This window comes from Sediminicola luteus, assembly GCF_040566555.1.
Lineage (GTDB): Bacteria > Bacteroidota > Bacteroidia > Flavobacteriales > Flavobacteriaceae > Sediminicola.
This window is the reverse complement of the sequence record NZ_JBEWYP010000006.1, coordinates 77,569-103,304: the sequence shown is the minus strand read 5'-3', so window position 1 is coordinate 103,304 and position 25,736 is coordinate 77,569. Positions and strand designations below refer to the sequence as shown.

Here is a 25,736-nt window from a genome sequence, read left to right as displayed (position 1 = left end):
CAATTGAATGGCAATTGTTTAATAAATTGGAATATTTGAAAAAAGAACCTCATAAAAGCTGATTTTTAAATATAATATTTACCTTAGCTGAACATTGCATAAGAAAATGACAAAACAATATATCTGGAACGGTTTTTATTTCTACTTCTTTTTTAAGGGAGGTACGGGACTGTTCTAGCATATTTTAAAAATATAGATAGTAATAAAGTCCCGTGAAAACAGGGACTTTTTTTTTGGTCTAAACTTAAATGGCTTTCTCTTTTAATACGAACAAATATTCCCTTTAAAAATAGGGTAGGATAAGCATAATGGGATTAAAAATAGCAATACAGGGAATAAGGGGATCCAACCACCATCAAGTGGCAAAGGATCACTTTGGAGACGATATAGATTTGGTGGAATGCATGTCCTTCGACGGGCTGGTGGATCAGTTGCTCATCAATAAGGCCGATAAAGGCGTAATGGCCATTGAAAACTCTATCGCAGGGTCAATTATTCCCAATTACGCGCTGGTATTCAAGAATAACCTGCACATTATTGGGGAGCATTATCTAAATATCCACCATCACCTAATGGTGCTCAAGGGTCAACAGATGGCCGACATCCAAGAAGTGCATTCCCATCCGATGGCTTTGTTACAGTGCAAGGAGTATTTTAGAGACTATCCTAAGATAAAATTGGTGGAGGATGTGGATACGGCAGAAACTGCCAAGAGAATACAGGAAGGACAATTAAAACATATTGCGGCTATTGCCCCTAAGGTGGCAGCAGAGCTCTATGATCTTCAAATCATCGCCTCAGAAATACAAACGATAAAGAACAACTCAACTAGGTTTATCATTGTTAAAACCCAAAACAAGGTACTCCCGGAAGAAGAGATAAATAAAGCCTCCTTGCGATTTTTGACAGATCATAAAAGGGGGAGTTTAGCGGCAATATTGAATGTGATGAGCGATTGTAACCTGAACCTAACGAAGATCCAATCCTTGCCCGTAATTGAGCGCCCATGGAAATATTCATTTTTTGTGGATGTCACTTTTACTTCTTATGCCCATTATGCGAAGGCAAAGTCACTCTTAGAGATCATGTCCGAAGAATTTAGGGTATTGGGCGAATATAAAAATGGAAGAAACTTATGATTGCTGCAGATAGATTAAAAACAGTTGAAGAATACTACTTCTCCAAAAAATTGAGAGAGGTAAGGGGTTTGATGGCCGAAGGCAGGCCAATTATCAACATGGGTATAGGAAGCCCTGATTTAGCCCCTTCAAAAGAGGTTATTGAGGCCCTACAGGATTCTGTAAATGGTGCCAATGCACATCAATACCAAAGCTATCAGGGACTCCCTGAATTGCGGGAAGCTTTCGCCTCATTTTATCATGCAAAATTTGGGGTCACCGTGAACCCGGCCAACGAGGTGTTGCCATTGATGGGCTCCAAGGAAGGGATTATGCACATCAGTATGGCATTTTTAAATCCAGGTGATGAAGTTTTAATTCCCAACCCAGGATATCCTACCTATTCTTCCGTTACCAATTTGGTGGGTGCCGTTCCCAAATTTTACGATTTGGTGGCTAAAAATGGATGGTTTCCCGATTTGGAAGTTTTGGAAAAGGAAGATTTGTCCAAGGTGAAAATTATGTGGACCAGTTACCCGCATATGCCTACGGGTGCCACGGCATCGGAGGATCAGCTAAAGGATCTCGTGGCCTTTGCCAAACGTAACAATATTCTTTTGGTCAATGACAATCCCTACAGTTTTGTGCTGAACCAAAGCCCTATCAGTATTCTAGGCGTGGAAGGTGCCATGGAGGTGGCATTGGAACTAAATTCCTTGAGCAAGACCTTTAATATGGCCGGATGGCGGGTAGGAATGGTATTGGGAAGCAAAGCACATATCGATGAGGTCTTAAAGGTGAAGAGCAATATGGATTCGGGTATGTTCTATGGGATACAAAAAGGGGCCATTGCAGCACTTGAAAGCAGTGATGCCTGGTTTGATAAACTGACGCAAGTGTATACCTCCAGAAGAAATTTGGTTTTTCAATTGGCCGATAAGTTGAACTGTACCTATGATGGGCAAAATGCAGTGGGCATGTTCGTTTGGGCAAAATTACCTGTAGGAATTGCCTCGGCAGAAGCATTTATTAATGAGGTGCTGTACGACAAGAATATTTTTATTACCCCGGGAACCATCTTTGGAAGTAATGGAGAAGGGTATATTAGGTTTTCACTTTGTGTTACCGAGGATAAAATTAAGGAAGCAATAAGTAGATTTTAAAAGAGATGAACGTATTTATAATCGGTGTAGGTTTAATTGGTGGCTCCATGGCCAAGGATATCAAAAATTTTGATCCAGAGGCGAAAATATATGGCATAGATAACAATGAAAACCATTTGGAAGAGGCTTTATCACTGGGATTGATAGATAATAGTGCTACATATCAAGATTTGTCAATAGCGGATGTGGTAATTGTTTCTATCCCCGTAGATGTGATGGTTTCAGTGCTTCCCAAAGTTTTGGATGTCGTAAATGACAATGCAGTTGTGTTGGACGCAGGGTCAACAAAAGCGTTAATTTGTAGTACGTTGGACCAACATCCCAAAAGAAGGAACTTTCTGGCATGCCATCCTATTGCGGGAACTGAATTTTCGGGACCTTCAGCAGCCATCAATGGCCTGTATAAAGGAAAGACCAACATTATATGCGAGGTAGAAAAAACGGCGTTTAAATTGCAGGAAAGAGCGTTGGAAATCTTCCAAAAATTGGGGATGAGAATTAGGTATATGAACCCGGAAGCACACGACAAGCATATTGCATATGTTTCCCACCTTTCGCATATAAGTTCATTTATGTTGGGAAAGACAGTTATTGAAAAGGAAAAAAATGAGCGTGATATTTTTGACATGGCCGGCAGTGGATTTGAAAGTACCGTGCGTTTGGCAAAAAGTTCTCCAGCAATGTGGACGCCAATTTTTAAGCAAAACAAGGAAAATGTCATAGAGACCTTGGAGGAATACATCCAAAATTTGGAAGCTTTTAAAAAGATGATCGTTGAAGAGGATTATGAAGGCATTTACAATGAAATGAGCAGTACCAATAGAATAAAAGAAATATTGAACGGAATACCACTAAATAAAAATTAGAATACAATAAAATGGAAAATTCAAAACAAATGAGAACATGGTTGGACGATATGCAATTGGACCATCCGTTAGTAATCGCAGGACCTTGTAGTGCGGAGACAGAAGAGCAAGTATTAAAAATTGCACATGAGTTAAAGGATAGCGATGTTAACTATTTCCGCGCAGGGATTTGGAAACCAAGGACCCGTCCCGGGATGTTCGAAGGTGTTGGAGCCATTGGGTTAAAATGGTTGAAGAAAGTTAAGGAAGAAACGGGAATGAAAACGGCAACGGAAGTAGCCAATAAGGCCCATGTAGACCTAGCTTTGGAGCACGATGTAGATTTACTTTGGATAGGAGCGCGCTCAACGGTGAGTCCTTTTATCATGCAGGAAATTGCCGATGCTTTGGAAGGTACAGATAAGATAGTGTTGGTAAAGAATCCTATCAACCCGGATTTATCACTTTGGTTGGGAGGAATCGAAAGATTATATACTGCCAATATTAAGAACTTGGGAGCCATCCATAGAGGTTTTTCCACTTATGAAAAGACCAAATACAGAAATATTCCGGAATGGCAATTGGCCATTGAATTTCAAAATAGATTTCCAGATTTGCCATTGATCAACGATCCGTCGCATATCACAGGAAAAAGGGATATGATTTTTGATGTATCACAAACAGCCTTGGATCTAAACTTCGATGGCTTAATGATAGAAACGCATTTTGATCCTGATAATGCATGGAGTGATGCCGCCCAACAAGTAACGCCAACAGTTTTGAAACAAATTATGAGGGATCTTAAAATCAGAAAGGAAACTGATTCAGAGGAAGATTTTACCAAGGATCTTAGTAACCTAAGGGCTCAAATAGATGTAATTGACAATCAGTTGTTGGATATATTGGGCAAAAGAATGAAGACTTCAGATAGTATTGGAGCTCTTAAAAAGGAAAGAAACGTTGCCGTACTCCAGTCCACCAGATGGAATGAGATTTTGGGTAAAATGATCTTGGAAGGAGAAACTAGAGGATTGAGTGAGGAGTTTGTGCTAAAAATGTTCAAGGCGATCCACCAGGAATCTATCAACCATCAAGAAAAGATCATCAACGGATAATCTCTGTTGAATGCTATATAAAAAGCCCCACATGTTCTGTGGGGCTTTTTTAGTTGATCGGATTATTGTTTTTTAAAGATGTACCGGGTAATAAAGATGCCCTGCCCGTCATCTTTTCCTGAGTCACTTTCCACCCCACTGGTTACAAAGGCAAGTTCCCAGCCATCAGCAACCATGGCATTAATTTTCGAAGTAATTACCGCATCATTGGCAGCAATGTTCTGGAAACGGATCCCTCCAATGTTGTAGAAGTTCAACAATTTTGTTTCTTCAAAATTCTTCACTCGGATCTCGCTGCGGTCCGACTTGTTTCTGGTATTGTCATCTTCCGTTTGCTCACTTGTAAATTCCTTATAATCTTTTTCCTCAGTGGCACTAATAATTCTGGAACGGCCCAGACCACTTGGAACAATGGATTCTACACTGGTGATTACTTTATACTGTTGTGCGCTTGCTTCCATGTTGGCCAAAAGGACCAAACATGAGACTAAAAAAAGTTTCTTCATGGGATAGTGGTTTAGAGATTAATTATAGACTATGAAACGCTTCAATATCAAAGGTATTAAAAAGGAAAGTTGTTTCTTTGTAAAAATTAAAACCGCAATATTGAATGTTAGGGACCGTTTATAAATCTACAGGGAGTTGGTACACCGTAAAGGCCAATGATGGTGAGTTTTATGAATGTAAGATCAAAGGGAAATTTAGGATCCAAGGGATCAAAAGTACCAATCCAATCGCTGTTGGGGACAAAGTAAAATTTGAGGTGGAGCATATTGGGGATGAGACCCTTGGGATTATCTCGGAAATAGCCGATAGGAAGAATTATATCGTCAGAAAATCTGTAAACCTCTCCAAACAGACCCATATCATTGCCTCTAATTTAGATCAGGTGTTTCTTATGGTCACCTTGAACAATCCCCCTACTTCTACCAGCTTTATAGATCGTTTTTTGGTTACAGCGGAAGCCTATCAGATCCCGGCTGTTATTCTTTTCAATAAGATTGACACCTATACAGAGGAAGAATTAGGGGAGATTAAATATATGGCAGCACTTTATAGGGAAGTGGGGTATACCTGTTTGGGTATTTCCGCCATAACGGGAAAAAATGTAGAGGAGGTCAAAGAAATGATGAAGGGTAAAACCAGTATGTTTTCTGGCCATTCCGGGGTAGGTAAATCTACGTTGATCAATGCCATCGATAAGGATTTGGACCTAAAAACCGCTGCAATATCCCTACAACACTTACAAGGTCAGCACACCACTACTTTTGCTGAAATGTTCGATATGGATTTTGGGGCGCGGATCATAGACACTCCTGGAATAAAAGGCTTTGGAATAGTGGATATGGAGAAAAGTGAGATTGGAGATTATTTCCCGGAATTCTTCAAGTTAAAAAACCAATGTAAATTTAATAATTGTCTTCACTTGGACGAGCCTAAATGCGCTGTCAAGGAGGCCTTGGATAATGATGAGGTTTCTTGGAGCAGGTACAGGAGTTATGTTCAAATGGTGTCTGGAGAAGATGAGAATTACAGGGTAGATATTCATAGTAAAAAATAAATGAGGGCAATTATTCAGAGGGTTTCCAAAGCAAGTGTAACCGTAGACGGGGAAGTGATTTCCAAAATTGATAATGGGCTTTTAATTTTATTGGGCATCGAGGACGCAGATGAACAAGATGATTTGGAATGGTTGTCCAGAAAAATTGTAAACCTTCGAATTTTTAATGATTCGGAAGGGGTAATGAACCAATCCCTTATGGAACATGGTGGAAATGCCATTGTGGTCAGTCAGTTTACCCTACATGCATCCACAAAAAAGGGCAACAGACCCTCTTATATCAAAGCGGCAAAACCAACTGTCGCCATCCCCTTGTACGAAAGGTTTGTCTCCCAAATGGAGCAGGATTTAGGACAAAAAGTGGGAACCGGAATATTTGGCGCCGATATGAAGGTAGAACTGGTTAACGATGGTCCAGTGACTATAGCAATTGATACAAAAAATAGGGAATAAGCAATATTTCATCGAATATACTCGTTAAGTGTGTAAAAAAATTACGATTTTAGGAATCGAAATTTTACACAACCTACAACATGCGACTAATTTTATTCTGCCTTTTAGCCTCTTTCACTAGTATTTTATCCGCACAATTAAATCAACAGGCCCTTCTTTTGGATGCTGATTTATTATCCAATTCCAATGCGATTGTTCGCATGGAGGAAATGACAGTGGCTATAACTTCCAAAAAGGAAATGAATATTTCAATGATTCGGAAAGTAACGGTGCTCAATAAATTAGGTAATGAACATGTGCATGCCTCTGTTGGTTATAGTAATGATAGAAAGGTAAAGAACATCCAGGCTATTATCTATGATGCCCTTGGGAATCAAATAGATAAAATTAAACAGAAGGACTTTAAGGATGTAAGTGCAGTTGGTGGTGGTACGCTTTATTCCGATTCAAGGGTGCTTTATTTGGATTACACCCCTGTTAAATATCCATATACGATAGAATTCCATTACGAATTAACCACAAGCGATACCGGGGCCATTCCTTCTTGGTATTTCTTAGGCGGATATGAGGTCAGCACTGAAAAAAGCAAGTATCAGATCACATATGCCTCCCCAGATTTAAAACCGGAAATTAAGGAAGGGAACTTGGAAGGTATTGTGGTGGTAAAAACAGAAACACCTAATAGTATTGGTTATGAGGCATCAAATATAAAAGCGATAAAGGAAGAGGAAATGAGCCCTTCTTTTGATAAGATAGCCCCTAAACTAATGACCAGATCAATTAACTTTTCTTATGGCGGTTATGAGGGTACATTTAATAATTGGAAGGATGTTGGACTTTGGATGTATACCAATCTTTTAAAGGGACAGGATCAGTTATCGGAAGCGGCAATAAGAAACATACGGAACCTTGTTTCGGGAGTTGAAGACGATCTTGAAAAGGCTAAAATGGTGTATGATTATGTGCAGAAAAACACAAGGTATATCAGCGTTCAAGTTGGTATAGGCGGCTTGCAGCCTATCAGTGCCATAGAAGTGGATAAGGTAAAATATGGGGATTGTAAAGGATTGTCCAATTATACCAAGGCGCTTTTGGAAGCGGTAGGAGTTAAAGCTTTTTATACCCATGTGGAAGCAGGTTCCTATAAGGTAGATTTTCAAGATGATTTCTCTGATTTGGCCCAGGGTAACCATGTTATCTTGGCTATCCCGTATAAGGACACCTACCATTGGATAGATTGCACGTCCCAAGTACATCCCTTTGGTTTTATTGGAGACTTTACGGATGATCGTAGGGTCTTGATCATTAAGCCCGAAGGTGGTGAGTTAGCAAGGACTACCAAATATTCCAGCGAGGATAATTTTCAAAAGACCATCGCCGATTATTATCTTAAAGAAGATGGAAGTATTGATGGCAAGATAATTATAGAAACCTTTGGAATTCAATATGACCAACGCTTTCATTTAGCGGATAGGCCCAAAGAGGACATAGAGAAGCATTATAAAAAGTATTGGAACAATATCAATAACTTGAAAATAAAAAGCTATCAGCTTCAGAACAACAGAAATGACATCGTCTTTTCCGAAGATGTGGTAATTACTGCATCCAATTATGCTTCCAAAAGCGGTGAAAGGATTTTTTTCAGAGCCAATGCCTTCAATAAAAATGAGTTTATCCCAGATAGATATAGAGATCGCAAATTTCCTTTGGAAATACAGAGGGGATTTTTTGATGAGGACGAATATATCATTCAATTGCCGGCGGGATATGCCATAGAAGCCATTCCTGATGACAAGCAAATAGATAATGAGTTTGGTTCTTATAAGGTGGCATATGAGCTGAAGGAAGAAAAAAAACAGTTGGTCTACAAACGATCACTTTTAATAAATGAAGGATTATTCCCAAAAGAGAAATATAATGAATATAGAGATTTTAGGAAGAAAACTGCAAGTTTTGACAATGCACAGATTGTTTTAATAAAAATATAATTCACCAATTCAAACTACCAACCATGATGAACAAACCAATGAAACTAATCGGAATATTTTTCTTCTTTGCAGGTATATTGCAGGCTCAGGATTTTAAATTTGGGAAGGTGTCCGAAGAGGAGTTAAAAGAAAAATTTAATCCTGTAGACTCCTCTGCCGTAGCAACATATCTCTATAAACACAGAAGGACTTATTTTAATTACAACCAAGGAGAAGGTTTTGAGATGGTTACTGAGGTGCATGAAAGAATTAAAATATACAACAAGGAAGGGTTTGATTATGCCACCCAAAAAATAAGTTTATATAAGGATGGGAGCACTAAAGAAGGAATTACCGGTTTAAAGGCCTATACCTATAACTTGGTTGGGGACGAGGTAGAAGAAGATAAACTCAAAAATGATGGAATTTTTGATGTAGAGCTCTCCACTTATTATGATCAGACCACCTTTACCATGCCCAATATTAAAGAAGGGTCTGTCATTGATTATAAATACACTCTAAATTCACCTTTTGTAGGGAATGTAAAGGATTTTCAATTTCAACATGATATTCCGATCAAAGTATTAACGGGTATCTTTGAGGCCCCCGAATATTTTAATTACCGGGTGAACACCAAGGGGTATTTAATGGTTGTCCCAAAGATAGAGGTAACGAGGGACAGGATAACATTCAGGACCAAATCAAGGGATGGTCATACTGCGACCCAAACTACCTTTAGCTCTTCAGATCTTGAATTTAGTAAGAATATATCCACCTATAGTTTAGCAAATGTACCTGCATTAAAGGAAGAGCCCTATGTAAATAATATAAATAACTATCGGTCTGCCGTTAGTTATGAACTGGCTTTTACAAAATTTCCAAACAGTCCACTTGAACACTATTCTACCACTTGGGAGGATGTGGTGAAAACCATTTATAGAAATTCCAGCTTTGGATCGGAGCTTGACAGAACAGGTTACTATGATCAGGATTTGGATGCCTTACTAAAGACAGTCTCTGATCCCATGGAAAAGGCCATGGTTATTTTTAATTTTGTAAAATCTACGGTTACCTGGAATGGTAATTATGGAAAATACACCAATGACGGTGTCAAAAAAGCTTATAATGAAAAGGTTGGAAACGTAGCGGAAATAAACCTTATGCTAACTTCTATGTTAAGGTATGCGGGGTTGGAAGCAAATCCCGTTTTAGTCAGTACAAGAGACAATGGTGTTCCCTTATTCCCAACTAGGGAAGGATATGATTATGTAATCTGTGGTCTAATTTTTCAGGGAAATACCCTTTTGCTTGATGCCACTGCAAAAAATAGCACCCCCAACGTACTGCCTTTTAGGGTGTTAAATTGGAACGGTAGAATGATTGAAAAGAATGGGACTTCTAACTTGGTGGAATTGCAACCCAATGAAACTGCACTAAATGCTATATCAATGAATGTTGAGATTGATGATGAAGGTGGTATCCTAGGAAAATTGAGAAACACGAATAAAGGCCACAACGCGATGTTATATAGGGATGGGTATATGGCGAACAAAAAAGAGGAATATATAGAGGAACTTGAGAACAATTATGGAGGAATGGAAATTAGTGAATTTGAGGTGTTGAACGCAACAGATTTAATGGCTCCAATTTCCGAAACATACAGTTTTATAAAGGATAAACAGGTAGAAGTGATTGGCGATCGCCTTTATTTTTCACCTTTGTTCTTTCTAAGGACCACAGAGAATCCGTTTAAACTAGAAAAGAGAGAATTCCCTATAGATTTTGGGTATGCCTCCGGCAAAAAGTTTATCATTAATATAAAGGTTCCTGAAGGGTATAAAATTGAATCTGCTCCAGAACCCATATCCGTTATGTTGCCTGAGGGATTGGGAGTTTTTAAATATAATGTATCCGTAAATCCAAATAGTCTACAATTATTGGTTAGTTCAGATATCAATAAGTCCATTATTTCTGCTACTAATTATAATTTTCTAAAAGATTATTACAAACAAATGATAGAAAAAATGAATGAAAGGGTAGTTTTGTCCAAAATATGAAACCATGAACATACAGAATGCACAAAAAGCAGTAGATGAGTGGATTAAGGCCCATGGGGTGCGTTACTTTAATGAACTTACCAATATGGCCCAATTGACAGAAGAGGTAGGGGAAGTAGCCCGTATTATTGCACGGCGTTATGGTGAGCAAAGCGAAAAGGAATCCGATAAGAATAAGGATCTAGGGGAGGAACTGGCAGATGTACTCTTTGTAGTTCTTTGTTTGGCCAATCAGACAGGGATAGATTTGCAACAATCCTTTGATAAAAAGTTAGATCTTAAAGCTAAGAGAGATCACGACCGTCATCATGGCAATGAAAAGTTGAAATAGTCCTATATTTACGGTTCATTTTTTCGGGATATATTAAGTTCGTGGTCATTTAGGCCTTAACCGAAAGTATATTCGAACTCTTAAAAAATTTAGGACATTGAGGCTACATCTATCTGCACCTGCATCGCATAAAATAAGGACGAGTATCAAAATTACCGGCTCTAAAAGTGAGTCCAATCGGTTATTGCTGCTACAGGCTTTATATCCAAATATAGAAATATCCAATATTTCCAATTCCGACGATGCCCAAGTCATGCAGCAGGGTCTGGAAATCTCCCATGGGGAAGTTGACATCCATCACGCTGGGACCGCCATGCGGTTTTTAACGTCCTATTTTTCTTCCCAAAAGGGTAAGGAGGTAGTGCTTACAGGATCCCAACGGATGACAGAAAGGCCTATAAAGGTTTTGGTAGAAGCGCTACAAAGCCTAGGTGCCGATATCTCCTATGTTAAAAATGAGGGATATCCCCCGATAAAGATTAAGGGAAAGACCCTAGAAAAATACAAGGTGAGTTTGCCTGCTGATATCAGTAGTCAATATATTTCTGCTTTATTATTGACGGCCCCTAGTCTAAAAAATGGCCTGGAGCTCGAATTAATTGGGAAGATAACTTCCGTTCCCTATATTAAAATGACCTTGGCCTTATTGTCACAAGCGGGGATTGAGAATTCTTTTGAAGGGAATACCATTGTGGTGAAACCTAAAACGGTGGTCCCTAAAATGAACATGGTTGTGGAGTCCGACTGGAGTTCTGCTTCCTATTTCTACAGTATTGTGGCCCTATGTGAAGTGGGGACAGAGATAACCTTGTCTGCCTATAAAAAGAATAGTTTGCAAGGAGATAGTGTCCTGGCCGAGATTTATACCCAATTTGGGGTGGAAACACTATTTGATGGCCATGAAATTTGCCTTAAAAAAAATAAGGAGATAGTAAAGGGTTCTTCTATAACCCTGGACCTGGCCAATGCCCCTGATATTGCACAAACTATTGCAGTAACCTGTTTTGGGTTGGGAATGGCCTGTCACTTGGAAGGACTTCATACCCTAAAGATCAAGGAAACGGATAGGTTGGAAGCTTTAAAAACGGAATTGTCCAAACTTGGTACATCCATTGAGGTTACCGATAAGTCCCTGACCTTAAAGGCGTCACATGAAATCCGGAAGGATGTTGCTATTGACACTTACAATGATCATAGAATGGCGATGGCATTTGCACCATTGGCACTAAAACAGGACCTTTTTATCAATGATGCAGAAGTGGTTTCCAAATCGTACCCCGACTTCTGGAAAGATCTTAAAAAGCTTCTTTTCGGCATCAAAGAATCTTAATTTACATTTAAAGAGGCATTTACTTGACAACGCCCCTTCTAGGGTTGTATATTTGCAGCCGCTAAAAGCGTCACTAAAAAATTATCGATGAAATTATCACATTTTAATTTTGAGCTTCCAAATGAATTATTGGCTGAATATCCTTCGGAAAATAGGGATGAGTCTAAATTAATGGTAGTTCATAGAGAGACTGGAAAAATTGAGCACAAAATGTTTAAAGACCTGATCAATTATTTTGATGAGGACGATGTTATGGTGCTTAATAATACCAAGGTTTTTCCAGCACGTTTATATGGTAACAAAGAAAAGACCGGTGCAAGGATCGAAGTATTCTTGTTAAGGGAATTGAACGAAGAACAACGTCTTTGGGATGTATTGGTGGATCCTGCACGTAAAATAAGAATTGGAAACAAGCTTTATTTTGGTGAGGATGAAAGCTTAGTGGCAGAAGTAATTGACAATACCACTTCTAGAGGTAGGACTTTACGTTTTCTTTACGATGGTTCCTATACCGATTTTAGAAGGAAATTAAGGGAATTGGGAGAGACTCCACTTCCTAAATATATCAAAAGGGAGGTTGAGCCGGAAGATGAGCAACGCTATCAGACCATTTATGCAAAGCATGAGGGTGCGGTTGCCGCTCCAACTGCTGGCCTGCATTTTTCCAAGCACCTATTGAAGCGTTTGGAGATTAAAGGTGTTAAATTTGCTGAGGTTACCCTACACGTTGGTTTGGGAACTTTTAATCCGGTTGAGGTAGAAGATCTGTCCAAACATAAAATGGACAGCGAAGAGCTGATCATAGATGAGAAGTGCACGGAAATTGTGAACACTGCCAAGAAAAACAAGCAAAGGGTTTGTGCCATTGGTACTACTGCCATGCGTGGATTGGAAAGTGCAGTATCCTCTAACCATACCTTGAATACATTTGATGGATGGACAAACAAATTTGTTTTCCCCCCGTATGAATTCAGCATCGCAACAGCTATGGTTACCAATTTTCACTTACCAAAATCGACCTTGTTGATGATGGTATCGGCATTTATGGGACATGATCTAATGAAGAAGGCTTATAAGGAGGCTATCATGGAAGGTTATAAGTTTTATTCCTACGGGGATGCCATGTTGATCATATAATTTTTCAAAAAAAAATTGAAGTCCCGTCTTTTTCCTTACATTATTGAGGGATAGACGGGATTTTTTATAAGATAATATTGCTGCGTAGAAATGGAAACGGTAAAAAAGAAAGACATAAGGGCACTCACCAAGGAACAGCTAAGAGATTTCTTCGTTAGCGAAGGGGACAAGGCGTTCAGGGGGAACCAGGTTTACGAATGGTTATGGCAGAAGTCGGCCCATTCCTTCGAAGCCATGACCAATATTTCTAAGGAGACCCGTCAAATGATGGAAACCAATTTTGTGATCAATCACATTAAGGTAGACCAAATGCAGCGCAGTAGTGATGGAACCATTAAAAATGCAGTGCGGCTCCATGATGATCTGGTAGTAGAATCTGTACTTATCCCCACAAAAACAAGAACTACGGCATGTGTATCAAGTCAGGTGGGCTGTAGTTTGGATTGTAAGTTCTGCGCTACTTCCCGATTAAAACGTATGCGTAATTTGAACCCTGACGAAATCTATGATCAAGTCGTGGTAATAGATAATGAGAGTAGATTGTATTTTGATAGACCTTTGAGCAATATTGTATTTATGGGCATGGGGGAACCCTTGATGAACTATAACAACGTTTTAAAGGCGATAGAAAAGATTACTTCTCCAGAAGGACTGGGAATGTCACCTAAGCGAATTACCGTCTCCACGTCCGGAGTACCAAAGATGATCCGGAAAATGGCGGATGAGGAAGTAAAATTTAAATTGGCAGTTTCCCTTCATTCGGCCATAGATGATATTAGGACTTCCATAATGCCTTTTAATGCCACATTTACCCTAGCCGATCTCAGGGAATCACTGCAATATTGGTACAACAAGACCAAAAGTAGGATCACTTATGAATATGTTGTTTGGGAAGGGATCAATGACCAGCAGAAAGATGTGGATGCCCTGGTTGATTTTTGCAAATTTGCTCCTTCCAAGGTAAATCTAATAGAATACAACCCTATTGACGACGGAGAATTCCGACAGGCTTCAAATAACGCCATAGAGCGTTACGTTCAGACTTTAGAGCGAAATGGGATAGTCGTAACCGTACGTAGGTCGAGAGGGAAGGATATCGATGCTGCATGTGGCCAATTGGCCAACAAACAATAGTTCCAAACATATAGAGCCGACACGTTTGGATTTTAAGTAAATCTCCTTTGTTGAAAGGGGAATAGGTAAACAGTCTTCCATTTTTTCAAACCGATTGTCCAAGTTGTGGCAAAAGCCTTTTATTTTTACTTAATTTTGCAGAACCAATTCTATTCCAAACCAAAATTGGAAAAACATACTTTGTGAAAGTTGTAAACCAGATTAGGGAGCCTATTAATAATGAAATGGAACTTTTTGAAAAAAAGTTCTATGAGTCCATGTCTTCCAAGGTGGCCCTGCTCAACAGAATCACCTATTATATTGTCAATAGAAAGGGGAAGCAGATGCGTCCTATGTTTGTTTTCCTGACCGCTAAGATGGTTTCAGAAGGAAGCATTAATGAGCGGACCTATCGTGGGGCTTCTGTTATAGAATTGATCCATACCGCTACCCTTGTCCATGATGACGTTGTTGATGATAGTAACATACGCCGTGGTTTTTTCTCCATCAATGCCTTATGGAAAAATAAGATTGCCGTTCTGGTTGGGGATTATCTCCTTTCCAAAGGGTTATTATTGTCCATAGATAATGGCGATTTCGATCTTCTTAAAATCATTTCGGTCGCTGTACGGGAAATGAGTGAAGGGGAGTTATTGCAGATAGAAAAGGCACGAAGGCTGGATATTACAGAGGAGGTTTATTACGAGATCATCAGACAGAAAACCGCTACGCTGATAGCGGCTTGTTGCAGTTTGGGAGCCTGTTCGGTAAAACCGGAATCCGATGAAGTGGAAACATTTAGAAATTTTGGGGAATTGATAGGAATGGCCTTTCAGATCAAAGATGACCTTTTCGATTACGGTACGGAGCAGATTGGAAAACCTACCGGAATTGATATTAAGGAACAAAAAATGACGTTGCCCCTGATCCATGTGCTCAATAAAGTTGCGGAAAAGGACCGGAAGTGGTTGATAAACTCAATCAAAAACCACAACAAGGACAAGAAAAGGGTAAAGGAAGTCATCACTTTTGTGAAATCGAACGGCGGATTGGATTATGCCGTAGAAAAAATGCTTGGCTTTAAAAGTGAAGCCCTAGGTCTCTTGGAGTCATATCCCGACTCCCCATACAAAAGGTCACTCATACTTATGGTGAATTACGTGGTAGAGCGTAAAAAATAAAATTCAAACTTATTTAGTGGTAGTAGATAGTTGGACCATCGCCTAAATGATGGCCAAACTTCTCCTGTCCACAGGTTTTACAGTTCTTTTTATGCCATTTAACTAGCTTTATTGAAGGATTTTCGAAATTATTTGATTTTTATTCTCCCCTCAGGCAACCTTTTATAACTTTAAGTCGTCTATAGAAATAGAACTCAACATTAACCCGCTTTGAAGATAATCACCTTTTATACCAACGAAAAACTGCTGATCAAAAAGGCGGCATCCGGTAGGCGTGAGGCGCAGCAATGGTTATATGAAAAGCATTCGCCTAAAATGTTGAGTATTTGTAGGCAGTATATCAAAGACATTCAGTTTGCAGAAGATGTTATGGTGCAGGGATTTTTAAAAGTCTTCACCAACTTGAACAATTTTAAGCACGAAGGTAGTTTTGAAGGTTGGATCCGCAAAATAATGGTCAGGGAATGTATTACCTATCTAAGAAAAAGCCAACCAATAATTTTTGATGGGGAGGTTCTGGAAAATCATTCGCAGGATTATGTATCCATAGGATCCCAATTGGAGGTTGGGGAAATACAAACCTTAATAGACGGCTTACCGGAAGGATATAGATTGGTTTTTGGTCTCTATGCCTTGGAGGGATACAAGCACAGCGAAATCGCAGAAATGCTACAAATCTCTGAAAGCACCTCAAAGTCCCAATTGTTCAAAGCCAGGAAGAGGTTGCAGGAGCAGCTGAAAGTCTTTGAAATGAGTGAGCGGATGCATTCAAAATAGGTCTGTGGATTGCGGTATGGAAATTTGTTTTGTGGTGATTTCACAGCTTAACCGGATCCCAGAATGTAGTTAAAAAATAAAAGTATAGTTATGGCACCAATGAAGTTTGAAGAACAGATGAAGGAAAAGCTCGATCAGCGGAATATAAAACCCTCTGATAGCGCATGGGAAGCCATTGCCTCCCAAATGAATTCTACCAATGATTCAAGAAAAAAGAATTCATTTTTATGGTATGGTATTGCCGCAGGGTTTATTGGAATTATTTTGGTTTCTGTTATTTATTATATAGGTCAGGACAATGCTATAAGTGATCAATACAAGGTGGTGGATACGGAGAAATTGACCGTCCCAACAGAAAAGGCGTTACCTGAAAAAAGTGAAGGGGAGCAGCAACTGACACTAGGAGTGAAAGCAACTTCAGATGTTGAGAAAGAACCTGAAAACACTATGGGTGATGCTGTAGTGAATGTTAAAAACCACAGAGAGGACCATTTGAAAACTAGGTCCAATGATAATAAGTCCCTGGAGAATGCCAAGCTGGCCGAAGGGGAGGGTTTAACAGCTCAGACCAATAAGGTTATCGATGCTAAAATAGCCCAATTGGTAGAACAGATTGATTTTCTGGAACAGCATCAAGTGGAAGTAACCAATGCAGAAATAGATGCCTTATTGAAAAACGCTCAGCAGGAAATACTTCAAGAACAGCTATTTATGAAAGGTAACTCCGTAGATGCCATGGCCTTGTTGACGCAGGTCGAAGGCGAAATGGACCAATCATTTAGGGATCAGATTTTTGACGCCCTTAAAGACGGATTTTTAAAGGTACGTACCGCCGTGGCAACGCGAAACGAATAAATATATAGTAAGCCATTCATCAATCATTAATCAAAAGCCTCCATCATCCCGTTCCAAATAGGAATGGGGATGGGAGAGGTGTGTAAATCAGAACAATTATGAGAACTTTAAGTGTGTTTTTAGTACTAGCGGTAATGTTGCTTTTTACCGGGATGGGTTATTCCCAAGAGGTCAGTAATACTAGGGTAGAAGAATTGAAAAATGCGAGGTTAAAAGTGACCGAGCAGGAGAAGGAAGCCTTGAAAATAGAGATTTCAAAAATTAACAAACGCTTGGAAGCCAAAGAGATCACCGTAGAGGAGTCTCAAATCTTAAAGGAGGAGGCTGCAAAGAAAAGGGCCTTGAACATTGAGAACAGAATAGCCATTATTGAAAATGAAATAGCACTTTTGGAACGCAACCCTGATGGGAATTATCCAGTGATATCTTCGGATACCATTCAGTGGAAAGTAAGAGTTGGCATTGATATGGATGATAAGCCACTTCTTGCGATCAATTCCAGTAAAAAGAAAGAAAAGCCTGTATATGACAGACGCACCTATACAGATTTTGTGATGGCCATAGGATTGAACAATGCCTTGATTGATGGTCAGGGTTTAGAGGATACGCCGTACAAAATTGGAGGCAGTCGTTTTTTTGAAATTGGTTGGGCCTGGAGGACGCGAGTTTTTGAGAATTCCAATTTCATGAGGTTGCATTATGGAGTTTCCTTTCAATTCAACGGTTTAAAGCCAAACGACAATAGGTATTTTGAAATGGATGGGAATCAGACCAACTTGGAAGTATTTCCCGTTGAATTGGACAAGGCAAAATTACGAATGGATAATTTGGTTTTTCCTATTCATTTTGAGTTTGGTCCCTCAAAGGTCGTTCAGACTGCTAATACCATACGTTATTCCCTGGACAAACAATTTAGAATTGGGGTTGGAGCCTATGGAGGGTTTAATATGGGGACGCGACAAAAATTAAAGTATGAAATTGATGGAGATGATGTTAAGGATAAATTGAAAAGGGGCTATAACACCAGTAATTTTATTTATGGCTTAAGTGCATATACAGGTTTTGGAGGAACTTTACTCTATTTGAAATACGATTTAAATCCCATCTTCAAAAATGCGGTTGTGGAACAACATAACATTTCATTGGGCTTGAGGTTCGATCTATAGTCATACTTAACATTAAACTGTATTAATGGGGTTGGCGGCTTTCTATGGCCCGCTTCATCTCCTCGGTAAATTCATTTTCATAATAGGCCTTCCTACAGTGGGAGCATTCCACAAAATGGTTGGTGTTGATTCTAAAGAGTGAGATCCAGAAGAGATGAAAATAAGTAGGGGAAGAAATGGCGGTCAGTGTATTTGCTTGTTGGCAATAAGGACAGGAAATGCCCTCCAATACCTGGGTTTTTTCTTTGCCTCGTTTGGTCCCTAGAAATAAAATCATTTCTTATTCAAATTTAAATAAATATGCTACTAACCAAGGTAAAGTTATGGAATAGATTTATCTTTCAAAAGCGCTCCTATTTTGTTACATTTAACCCCTCTATAAACAACTGCTTTGATTTCAAAATCTACCATAGACCAAGTATACGAAACCGCTAGATTGGAAGAGGTAATTGGGGATTTTGTACAGCTCAAAAAATCCGGTTCCAATTTCAAGGGCCTTAGTCCTTTCACGGATGAACGGTCACCTAGTTTTATGGTATCACCTGTAAAACAGATATGGAAAGATTTTTCCAGCGGCAAGGGCGGCAATGTCGTGGCTTTTCTAATGGAGCACGAACATTTTACCTACCCCGAGGCCATAAAATATTTGGCCAAAAAGTACAATATAGAAATAGAGGAGACAGAACAGAGCAACGAACAAAAGGAAGAGGCCAACGAAAAGGAAAGCATGTACCTTGTCTCTGAATATGCACAGAAATATTTTACGGAAACCTTAAAAGAAACAGAGCTCGGAAAGGCCATTGGCTTAAGCTATTTTAAGGAACGTGGTTTTACCGAGGATACCATAGAAAGGTTTGCACTAGGCTATTGTTTGGATCAATGGGATTCCTTTACCAATACTGCTTTGGATAAGGGATATCAATTAAAATATCTTGAAAAAACAGGGCTCACCATCGTTAAGGAGAATGAAGGTGGAGGTGAAACTAAAAAATTCGATAGGTTTAAGGGAAGGGTCATGTTCCCCATACAGTCCATGAGTGGACGGGTATTGGGATTTGGGGGTCGTATCTTGACCAATGATAAAAAGGCGGCCAAGTACCTGAACTCTCCAGAAAGTGATATCTATCACAAGAGCAAGGTGCTCTATGGGATCTATCATGCCAAACAAGCCATTGCCAAGGAAGATAATTGTTACTTGGTAGAAGGATACACCGATGTCATCCAATTTTACCAACGTGGGATCCATAATGTGGTTGCTTCCAGTGGTACAGCGCTGACACCGGATCAGATCAGATTGGTCAATAGGCTTACCAAAAATATTACCGTGTTGTTTGATGGTGATGCAGCAGGGTTGCGTGCCTCCCTTCGTGGAATTGATCTTATTCTGGAACAGGGCATGAATGTTAAGATTTGCACCTTCCCTGAAGGGGAAGATCCGGATAGCTTTTCCAAAAATAACACCTATGAGGATGTTGTTGCGTACTTGCAAGACAATTCAAAAGATTTTATCCAGTTCAAGGCCTCGCTTTTGGTCAAGGAGGCGGCCAATGATCCCATAAAAAGGGCCGATACGGTCAGGGATATTGTGAACAGTATTTCCAAGATTCCAGATCGGATCAAGAGGGAGATCTATATTCAGGAATGTGCAAGCATCATGAATATCTCCGAAGCGGTCCTCTATAATACCTTGGCGCAAATTGGAAAAAAAGACAGTGCCGATGCAGCCAAAAAAGCGCCCCAAGAACAAAGGGCCTTTGAGGTGGTCAAGAATAATAAAAAGGATGTTGTAAAGGTAGATGTGCAATATGAGCTGGAACGTAAACTGATAGAGCTCTTGCTTTTGTACGGCAACCAAAAACAGAAATTCGAGGATTTGATCCTTAAGGAGAACGAGACCGGGGATCTGGTTTTGGAGCCAGAAGTAATGGAGGCCAAAGTATATGAAAAAATATATCTGGACCTTCAAGAGGACGAGATAGAACTTACCCATGAGCAATTCAAGAATATCTATTACAAGTTAATAGAAGGCCTTAATGAAAAGGAGGATTTTGCCATCAACAGTTTTATGGCAGAATTGGATCAGGAACTAGTGTCAGAAATCTCCTCCATCTTAATGGAAGAAGAAAAGTATATGTTGCACGATTGGGAGCGAAAGGATATTTACCCTAAAGAGAAAGGGGTAGGGGTGGCGCAATTGGTAAGTGAAACCATATTGACCCTTCGTTGTTTTCTGATCAAGCGAAGAATAGACGTCCTACAGCAAAACACCCAAAATATGGAGGAAGACCATAGGGAAACACTGGAGGAAATCATGAACTATTTACAATTGAACAAGTTGTTGAACAAGAAATTGAATAGGGTGCTTTCTTGATTTTTTGCAACAAAAAAAGCCACGGTCTCCCATGGCTTATGTGTATGTCTATTTAGTAAAATTAATACAGTTCCAGTGCCTTAGCCTGTTGTAGTAAATCTACAAGATTGTCCACATTTAATTTTTTCATCAATCTGGCCTTGTAGGTACTAACTGTTTTTTCATTTAGGTTTAACCCTAAGGCAACATCTTTATTTCGTTTTCCGCTGGCTAGTAATTTTAAAACCTCAACTTCTCTAGAAGAAAGTTTTCTGAAAAACCTTCTCGGTTTTTGGGTGCCTTCATCAAAAGCTAGTCTCTGGGCCAATTCATTGGTGATAAACATGTTCCCTTCGCTAACTTTCCTCGTTGCTGTGATAATGTAATCTATGTCGGCCACTTTGGATAAGTACCCATAAGCGCCCGCCCTGATAGTGCTAAGTGCGTAAACATCTTCTGACTGTCCGCTGTAGATCAAAACCTTAACGTCAGGAAAATCCTGTTTCATTTTTCTCAAAGCGGCAATCCCATTGATTTCAGGAATGTCCATTTCAAGAATAACCACGTCGGGAGTCACTACTTCTAATTTCTTAAATAACTCAGTGGTGCTTGAAACGTCATCAATGACTTCAAAATCCGAAGCAGCATCTAAAACGTGCTTAATGCCCATTCGAACGATAGGATGATTGTCTGCAATTAAAACTTTTATCATTATGCTTTGTTTTATAGATCTCAACATCTATTACTACATCACGCAAAAAAATACTGACAGGTAATGTAAGGTTAAAATCTTTAATTCCTGAAACAAATGTTAGTTTTTTTTAACAAAACACCCATTTTTTGGCATTTTATTCGTCTTATTTACTATATTTTCTGCTAAGCGGCTATTTTAACGCAATGGGTATCTCACAAACGGGTATAGGAATCATCTTATGCCGATTCGCAGAATTAAATCTATTATAGATAATAAAGACTTCTTTTTCCCTGCCCTTAAAATCATTTATGGTTTTTCCTTCTTCTTTCATTTTCATTGCCCATTCCAATTCAGGGTAGGATGCCCCAATTTGGTCCTCGTCTGTTCTATCGTCTCCCCAAAGTCCGTCCGTAGGTGCTGCTTTAATGATCTCCTCGTTAATCCCGAGAACTTTTGCAATCTCGTAAACCTCTGTCTTTAATAAGTCTGCTATGGGGCTTAAATCGACCCCTCCATCCCCATATTTAGTATAGAAACCTACGCCAAAGTCCTCTACCTTATTTCCAGTGCCCGCTACCAGATACCCTTCAAGTGCTGCAAAATAATATAAAGAGGTCATACGTAGCCTAGCGCGGGTATTGGCCAAGGACATAAACCTATCCTCTTCCTTCTCCACTGTGGGCAGTACGTCAACTAGTTGATCAAATACAGGTGTTAGGTTGACCTCTTGTCTTTTTACATTCGAAAAATTTTGAGTTAGCCATTCTATATGCCTAGAAGCACGGGTAACCTGACTTTCCGCCTGGTGGATGGGCATTTCCAGACATAATAGATCAAGACCGGTTTTTGCGCATAGCGTAGATGTTACGGCAGAATCTATGCCCCCAGAGATGCCGATCACAAATCCTTTACATTTTGCATTAGTGGCGTAATCTTTTAACCATTTTACAATATGATCTATTACTTTTTCGGTTTGCATAGATGTCTTTTTTTAAGTTGAAAACAATTAACTTTGCTCCGTAAAAATAAAGCGTAAGCGCTTAATATTAAAGTGTAGCGGTAATTACTTTAGATGAAAAATCCAATTATACTCATTTTAGGACTGTGTTTCATGGTTATTGGTTGTGCAGATGACCAAAAAGTAAAAGAAGAGGTTCAGAATATTAATGTAAATGTAAAAGTATTGCGTTTTGACAGGGATTTTGCTGAAGCAGGGCCCTTGGATATTCCAGGGCTTAAAAATACATACCCTTATCTCTTTCCTACACAATATCCCGATAGTGTATGGGAAGCTAAATTAAAGGATACCCTTCAAGTGGAGCTGTTGTACGAAGTGGGGAAGACTTTTCCAAATTTTAACAAAGAGACCCAGGACTTGGAATTGTTTTTTAAACATGTAAAATATTACTTTCCAACTATAAGCCTTCCAACAGTTGTGACGATTACTTCTGACGTGGATTATAATAACCGTGTAATTTTGGCCGACTCCCTATTAATTATTGGATTGGATAATTATCTGGGGCAGGATCATAAATTTTATGGCGGGATACAGAAGTATATTTCCTTTGGTTTGGACAAGGAGTATATGGTATCCGATGTGGCCGCAGCATTTGCGAAAAAAGTAAATCCTTACCCAAGGGACCGTGCCTTTTTATCACAATTGATTTATTACGGCAAAGAACTCTATTTAAAAGATAAACTTTTACCATTGGAATCAGATGCCATCAAAATAGGATACTCACAAGAAGAATTGGATTGGGCGCAAGCCAATGAGCAAATGATTTGGCGGTATTTTATAGAACGTGAACTATTGTATAGTACCGATACCAAATTGGCCATGCGGTTTTTGGATCAGGCGCCATTTTCAAAATTCCAACTGGAGCTGGACAATGAGTCGCCAGGTCGTATAGGAAGATATATAGGATGGGAAATAGTAAGATCTTTTATGGAGAAGAATAATGTGACTTTACAGCAATTATTAAGTCTTCCTGCCGACGAAGTGTTTAAAAGGTCTAAATATAAGCCCAATAAATAAGGAGGTCTTGTAAATTTGCCAAGGGTATTAATTGAATAAAAATAAAAATTGAAATGTCAAAATTAGAAACTTCAGAGATAACGTTAAGGGTTGCCGTTGATGAAAACAGGGTTCCGGAAAAATTGAGCTGGTCAGCACAAGATGGAGGTGTAGACAATGAAGAGGCAAAGGCCATGTTGCTCTCAGTTTGGGACAGCAAGAATCAAGAATCCCTGAAAATAGATTTATGGACCAAGGATATGCCAGTGGACGAAATGAAGATATTCTTTCACCAGACACTGGTTTCCCTGTCTGACACCTTTATGAAAGCTACCCAAGACGAAAAAATGACGGCCACGATGAAGGATTTCTGTGATTATTTCGCGGAAAAACTCGAACTTAAAAAATAGGCTTGAAGCGATAGCATTTTGTAAGGATTTTTTCTTCAGGCGGACTTACTGGGTACTATGGAAAATAGAGTCAGAGTAACCCCCAAGGAAAAATTACTTTTTGTGTATAATGCAAACTCCGGAAAGGGAAATGCCTTGATGGATGTTGCCCATAAAATATTGAGCCCCAAAACCTATGATTGCAATCTATGCGATATAACTTTTGGGGTGTTTTCTGAGAATAAGTTATGGAAAAGGTTTAGAGAGCAGTCTTCTCTAGATATGGAATTTTTGCATAAAGATGAGTTTGCTAAAGGGTATGCCTCCAAATTTGGACACAAATTTACATTTCCCATCATCCTTGCAGAATCAGCAAATGGCTTTGATGTATTTGTGGGTACGAAGGAATTGAATGCGCTTAAAAATCCCGAAGATTTGATACGTGTTCTAAAGAGCAGATCGGAAGCTTCCTAATAGTAAATTACAAAACAGAATTTTGTAATTCTTTAAAGAATTTTTCGTTGAGGTCATCAATAAAAAGGAGTAGTTCTTCCCGCCCAATATCACTGGTGGATGAGGTTACAAAATACTGTGGTGCCTCCTCCCAAATACCTGCCAATAGATCTTTTATGTAGGCATTTATATGGTTTTCAATGGCCTTGGGTCTTAGTTTGTCAGCCTTGGTAAAGACAATGCAGAAAGGAATGGCATTTTCACCCATCCATTCCATGAATTCCAAGTCAATTTTTTGTGGTTCATGTCGGATATCAACCAATACAAAAGCGCAAACTAGTTGTTGACGCTCCCTAAAATAATCCGTAATATATTTTTGGAAGGTTTTTTTGTCCTTTTTAGACACTCTGGCGTATCCATAACCTGGTAAATCTACCAAAAACCAGTTGTCATTAATTTTAAAATGATTGATGAGCTGCGTTTTTCCAGGTCTGCCCGAAGTTTTGGCCAAACTCTTTCTTTGGGTCAACATGTTGATCAAAGAAGATTTCCCTACGTTAGATCTGCCTATGAAGGCATATTCCGGTAATGGATCCTTGGGGCAATGGGTCACTTTGGAATTACTTATCACAAAGTTGGCCGACTTAATTTTCATTTCAATCTTACTTTAGAAGTTGCGCTTGCATAACCAGCTGTCCAATAGAGCGTTAAATTCCTTGGGGTGTTCCATCATTGGGGCATGCCCACATTTTTCAATCCAATAAAGCTCGGAGTCCGGAAGTAATGCATGGAATTCATTTGCTACATTGGGAGGGGTTACATTGTCATTTTTACCCCAAATAATACAGACCGGGGTATGCATATTGGGAAGATCCTTGGACATATTGTGGCGAATGGCGCTCTTGGCAATAGCCAACGTTTTTACCAATTTTATGCGATTGTTGACTGTTGCGAAAACTTCATCAACAATTTCTTTAGTGGCTACCTCTGGATCGTAAAAAACGTCCTGGGCTTTCTTTTTTATGAATTCGTAATCCCCGCGTTTTGGATAACCGTCACCCATAGCGCTTTCGTACAGGCCAGAGCTACCGGTAATCACAAGGGCCTTTACATTTTTGGGATAAAGTTTTGTGTGTAGGAGTCCAATATGGCCGCCAAGCGAATTTCCCAAAAGAATCACATCCTTCAAACCTTTGAATTCAATGAATTGTTCTAAGAATTTGGCGAAACTTTTGACATTAGTTTTTAATAAGGGCATGTCATAAATGGGAAGTTCAGGAACGAGCACTTTATAGCCCTTTTCTGGGAAGTGGGTCATCACGCCATGGAAGTTGCTTAAACCACCCATGAGACCATGTAAAATGATAATGGGTTTTCCTTCACCCATCTCAATGTATTTAAATTTTCCTTCTTTAATAATCTGTTCTTCCATTTAAAGGATGGCTTCTGGTCTTAGTTGACAAATATAGACAATTCCACCTAATAGCAATGCATTTAGTCGAAATGTAAAGGTGGTAATAACTCTCTGTTTTAAAGGATGTTCCGAAAAGTCTACCACTTTTTTTTGAGCTATTTATCAGGATGTTACGCTCTAAATTAATTCTAAAAATAAGAAATTTATTAACAATGTGGTAATTTGTGGTAAATAGTGGTAATAATTTCTATAT

At 39.2% G+C, this 25,736-nt stretch carries 26 protein-coding genes; 20 read left to right on the top strand and 6 right to left on the bottom strand.

The window, feature by feature from the left end:
- Nucleotides 1–308: 308 nt before the first annotated feature.
- The 4 genes from ABXZ32_RS11380 to ABXZ32_RS11365 are packed head-to-tail and all read left to right on the top strand — an operon-like array spanning nucleotide 309 to nucleotide 4,241.
- Nucleotides 309–1,139: a prephenate dehydratase gene (locus ABXZ32_RS11380; protein WP_354618801.1), complete on the top strand. Its 831-nt coding sequence runs from the start codon at nucleotides 309–311 to the stop codon at nucleotides 1,137–1,139.
- Nucleotides 1,136–2,281 (top strand): pyridoxal phosphate-dependent aminotransferase, encoded by a 1,146-nt coding sequence (locus ABXZ32_RS11375; RefSeq protein WP_354618800.1) that lies wholly within the window; start codon nucleotides 1,136–1,138, stop codon nucleotides 2,279–2,281. Before ABXZ32_RS11380 ends, ABXZ32_RS11375 begins: the two co-directional genes overlap by 4 nt.
- Before the next feature lie 5 nt (nucleotides 2,282–2,286).
- A complete protein-coding gene (locus tag ABXZ32_RS11370) occupies nucleotides 2,287–3,147 on the top strand; it encodes a prephenate dehydrogenase (protein ID WP_354618799.1) in 861 nt (286 codons plus the stop codon).
- A gap of 11 nt (nucleotides 3,148–3,158) precedes the next feature.
- Nucleotides 3,159–4,241: a bifunctional 3-deoxy-7-phosphoheptulonate synthase/chorismate mutase type II gene (locus ABXZ32_RS11365; protein WP_354618798.1), complete on the top strand. Its 1,083-nt coding sequence runs from the start codon at nucleotides 3,159–3,161 to the stop codon at nucleotides 4,239–4,241.
- Nucleotides 4,242–4,303: 62 nt separating this feature from the next.
- On the opposite strand, the gene ABXZ32_RS11360 is transcribed toward ABXZ32_RS11365, so the two are convergent.
- Nucleotides 4,304–4,747, bottom strand: coding sequence for a hypothetical protein (locus tag ABXZ32_RS11360; protein ID WP_354618797.1), 444 nt, complete (start codon nucleotides 4,745–4,747; stop codon nucleotides 4,304–4,306).
- 104 nt (nucleotides 4,748–4,851) lie between these two features.
- Here ABXZ32_RS11360 and rsgA point away from each other — a divergent pair, with 104 nt between their 5' ends.
- From rsgA to ABXZ32_RS11300, 12 genes are all read left to right on the top strand, one after another.
- Nucleotides 4,852–5,802 carry a ribosome small subunit-dependent GTPase A gene (gene rsgA / locus ABXZ32_RS11355; RefSeq protein WP_354618796.1) on the top strand — a complete coding sequence of 317 codons (951 nt, stop codon included), beginning with the start codon at nucleotides 4,852–4,854 and terminating at the stop codon, nucleotides 5,800–5,802.
- Entirely contained in the window at nucleotides 5,803–6,255 is a 453-nt protein-coding gene (gene dtd, locus ABXZ32_RS11350; RefSeq protein ID WP_354618795.1) for a D-aminoacyl-tRNA deacylase, read from the top strand.
- 80 nt (nucleotides 6,256–6,335) lie between these two features.
- The gene (locus tag ABXZ32_RS11345) at nucleotides 6,336–8,243 is read left to right on the top strand and encodes a DUF3857 domain-containing protein (protein WP_354618794.1); all 1,908 of its coding nucleotides are present in this window, start codon (nucleotides 6,336–6,338) and stop codon (nucleotides 8,241–8,243) included.
- A 23-nt stretch (nucleotides 8,244–8,266) separates the two neighbouring features.
- Entirely contained in the window at nucleotides 8,267–10,279 is a 2,013-nt protein-coding gene (locus ABXZ32_RS11340; RefSeq protein ID WP_354618793.1) for a transglutaminase domain-containing protein, read from the top strand.
- Nucleotides 10,280–10,283: 4 nt separating this feature from the next.
- On the top strand, nucleotides 10,284–10,610 hold the full coding sequence (locus ABXZ32_RS11335; RefSeq protein ID WP_354618792.1) for a nucleotide pyrophosphohydrolase: 327 nt from the start codon (nucleotides 10,284–10,286) through the stop codon (nucleotides 10,608–10,610).
- A gap of 97 nt (nucleotides 10,611–10,707) precedes the next feature.
- Nucleotides 10,708–11,940 (top strand): 3-phosphoshikimate 1-carboxyvinyltransferase, encoded by a 1,233-nt coding sequence (locus ABXZ32_RS11330; RefSeq protein ID WP_354618791.1) that lies wholly within the window; start codon nucleotides 10,708–10,710, stop codon nucleotides 11,938–11,940.
- 87 nt (nucleotides 11,941–12,027) lie between these two features.
- On the top strand, nucleotides 12,028–13,077 hold the full coding sequence (gene queA / locus ABXZ32_RS11325; RefSeq protein ID WP_354618790.1) for a tRNA preQ1(34) S-adenosylmethionine ribosyltransferase-isomerase QueA: 1,050 nt from the start codon (nucleotides 12,028–12,030) through the stop codon (nucleotides 13,075–13,077).
- 90 nt (nucleotides 13,078–13,167) lie between these two features.
- Complete coding sequence (rlmN, locus tag ABXZ32_RS11320; RefSeq protein ID WP_354618789.1) at nucleotides 13,168–14,211, top strand: 23S rRNA (adenine(2503)-C(2))-methyltransferase RlmN; 1,044 nt, start codon at nucleotides 13,168–13,170, stop codon at nucleotides 14,209–14,211.
- Nucleotides 14,212–14,393: 182 nt separating this feature from the next.
- Nucleotides 14,394–15,371 carry a polyprenyl synthetase family protein gene (locus tag ABXZ32_RS11315; protein WP_354618788.1) on the top strand — a complete coding sequence of 326 codons (978 nt, stop codon included), beginning with the start codon at nucleotides 14,394–14,396 and terminating at the stop codon, nucleotides 15,369–15,371.
- Nucleotides 15,372–15,581: 210 nt separating this feature from the next.
- Nucleotides 15,582–16,148 (top strand): RNA polymerase sigma factor, encoded by a 567-nt coding sequence (locus tag ABXZ32_RS11310; protein WP_354618787.1) that lies wholly within the window; start codon nucleotides 15,582–15,584, stop codon nucleotides 16,146–16,148.
- Between the two features lie 90 nt (nucleotides 16,149–16,238).
- Nucleotides 16,239–17,003, top strand: a complete 765-nt coding sequence (locus tag ABXZ32_RS11305) for a hypothetical protein (RefSeq protein WP_354618786.1) — start codon at nucleotides 16,239–16,241, stop codon at nucleotides 17,001–17,003.
- Between the two features lie 98 nt (nucleotides 17,004–17,101).
- Nucleotides 17,102–18,169 (top strand): porin family protein, encoded by a 1,068-nt coding sequence (locus ABXZ32_RS11300; protein ID WP_354618785.1) that lies wholly within the window; start codon nucleotides 17,102–17,104, stop codon nucleotides 18,167–18,169.
- 22 nt (nucleotides 18,170–18,191) lie between these two features.
- Here ABXZ32_RS11300 and ABXZ32_RS11295 read toward each other — a convergent pair whose 3' ends face one another.
- A complete protein-coding gene (locus ABXZ32_RS11295) occupies nucleotides 18,192–18,446 on the bottom strand; it encodes a zinc-ribbon domain-containing protein (RefSeq protein WP_354618784.1) in 255 nt (84 codons plus the stop codon).
- A gap of 114 nt (nucleotides 18,447–18,560) precedes the next feature.
- On the opposite strand from ABXZ32_RS11295, the gene dnaG reads away from it, so the two are divergent.
- Nucleotides 18,561–20,540, top strand: coding sequence for a DNA primase (gene dnaG, locus ABXZ32_RS11290; RefSeq protein WP_354618783.1), 1,980 nt, complete (start codon nucleotides 18,561–18,563; stop codon nucleotides 20,538–20,540).
- Between the two features lie 61 nt (nucleotides 20,541–20,601).
- Here the strand turns inward: dnaG and ABXZ32_RS11285 are convergent, their stop codons facing one another.
- Both ABXZ32_RS11285 and nadE read right to left on the bottom strand, forming a co-directional pair.
- On the bottom strand, nucleotides 20,602–21,231 hold the full coding sequence (locus tag ABXZ32_RS11285) for a response regulator transcription factor (RefSeq protein ID WP_354618782.1): 630 nt from the start codon (nucleotides 21,229–21,231) through the stop codon (nucleotides 20,602–20,604).
- Nucleotides 21,232–21,403: 172 nt separating this feature from the next.
- A complete protein-coding gene (gene nadE, locus ABXZ32_RS11280) occupies nucleotides 21,404–22,192 on the bottom strand; it encodes an NAD(+) synthase (protein WP_354618781.1) in 789 nt (262 codons plus the stop codon).
- 93 nt (nucleotides 22,193–22,285) lie between these two features.
- On the opposite strand from nadE, the gene gldB reads away from it, so the two are divergent.
- The 3 genes from gldB to ABXZ32_RS11265 are packed head-to-tail and all read left to right on the top strand — an operon-like array spanning nucleotide 22,286 to nucleotide 24,090.
- Nucleotides 22,286–23,248, top strand: coding sequence for a gliding motility lipoprotein GldB (gldB, locus tag ABXZ32_RS11275; RefSeq protein WP_354618780.1), 963 nt, complete (start codon nucleotides 22,286–22,288; stop codon nucleotides 23,246–23,248).
- Between the two features lie 53 nt (nucleotides 23,249–23,301).
- The gene (gene gldC / locus ABXZ32_RS11270) at nucleotides 23,302–23,637 is read left to right on the top strand and encodes a gliding motility protein GldC (RefSeq protein WP_354618779.1); all 336 of its coding nucleotides are present in this window, start codon (nucleotides 23,302–23,304) and stop codon (nucleotides 23,635–23,637) included.
- Nucleotides 23,638–23,694: 57 nt separating this feature from the next.
- Nucleotides 23,695–24,090: a GTPase gene (locus tag ABXZ32_RS11265; protein WP_354618778.1), complete on the top strand. Its 396-nt coding sequence runs from the start codon at nucleotides 23,695–23,697 to the stop codon at nucleotides 24,088–24,090.
- A 7-nt stretch (nucleotides 24,091–24,097) separates the two neighbouring features.
- On the opposite strand, the gene yihA is transcribed toward ABXZ32_RS11265, so the two are convergent.
- Both yihA and ABXZ32_RS11255 read right to left on the bottom strand, forming a co-directional pair.
- Nucleotides 24,098–24,724 carry a ribosome biogenesis GTP-binding protein YihA/YsxC gene (gene yihA, locus ABXZ32_RS11260; RefSeq protein ID WP_354618777.1) on the bottom strand — a complete coding sequence of 209 codons (627 nt, stop codon included), beginning with the start codon at nucleotides 24,722–24,724 and terminating at the stop codon, nucleotides 24,098–24,100.
- Nucleotides 24,725–24,736: 12 nt separating this feature from the next.
- Nucleotides 24,737–25,501, bottom strand: a complete 765-nt coding sequence (locus ABXZ32_RS11255; protein ID WP_354618776.1) for an alpha/beta fold hydrolase — start codon at nucleotides 25,499–25,501, stop codon at nucleotides 24,737–24,739.
- Nucleotides 25,502–25,736: the final 235 nt, after the last annotated feature.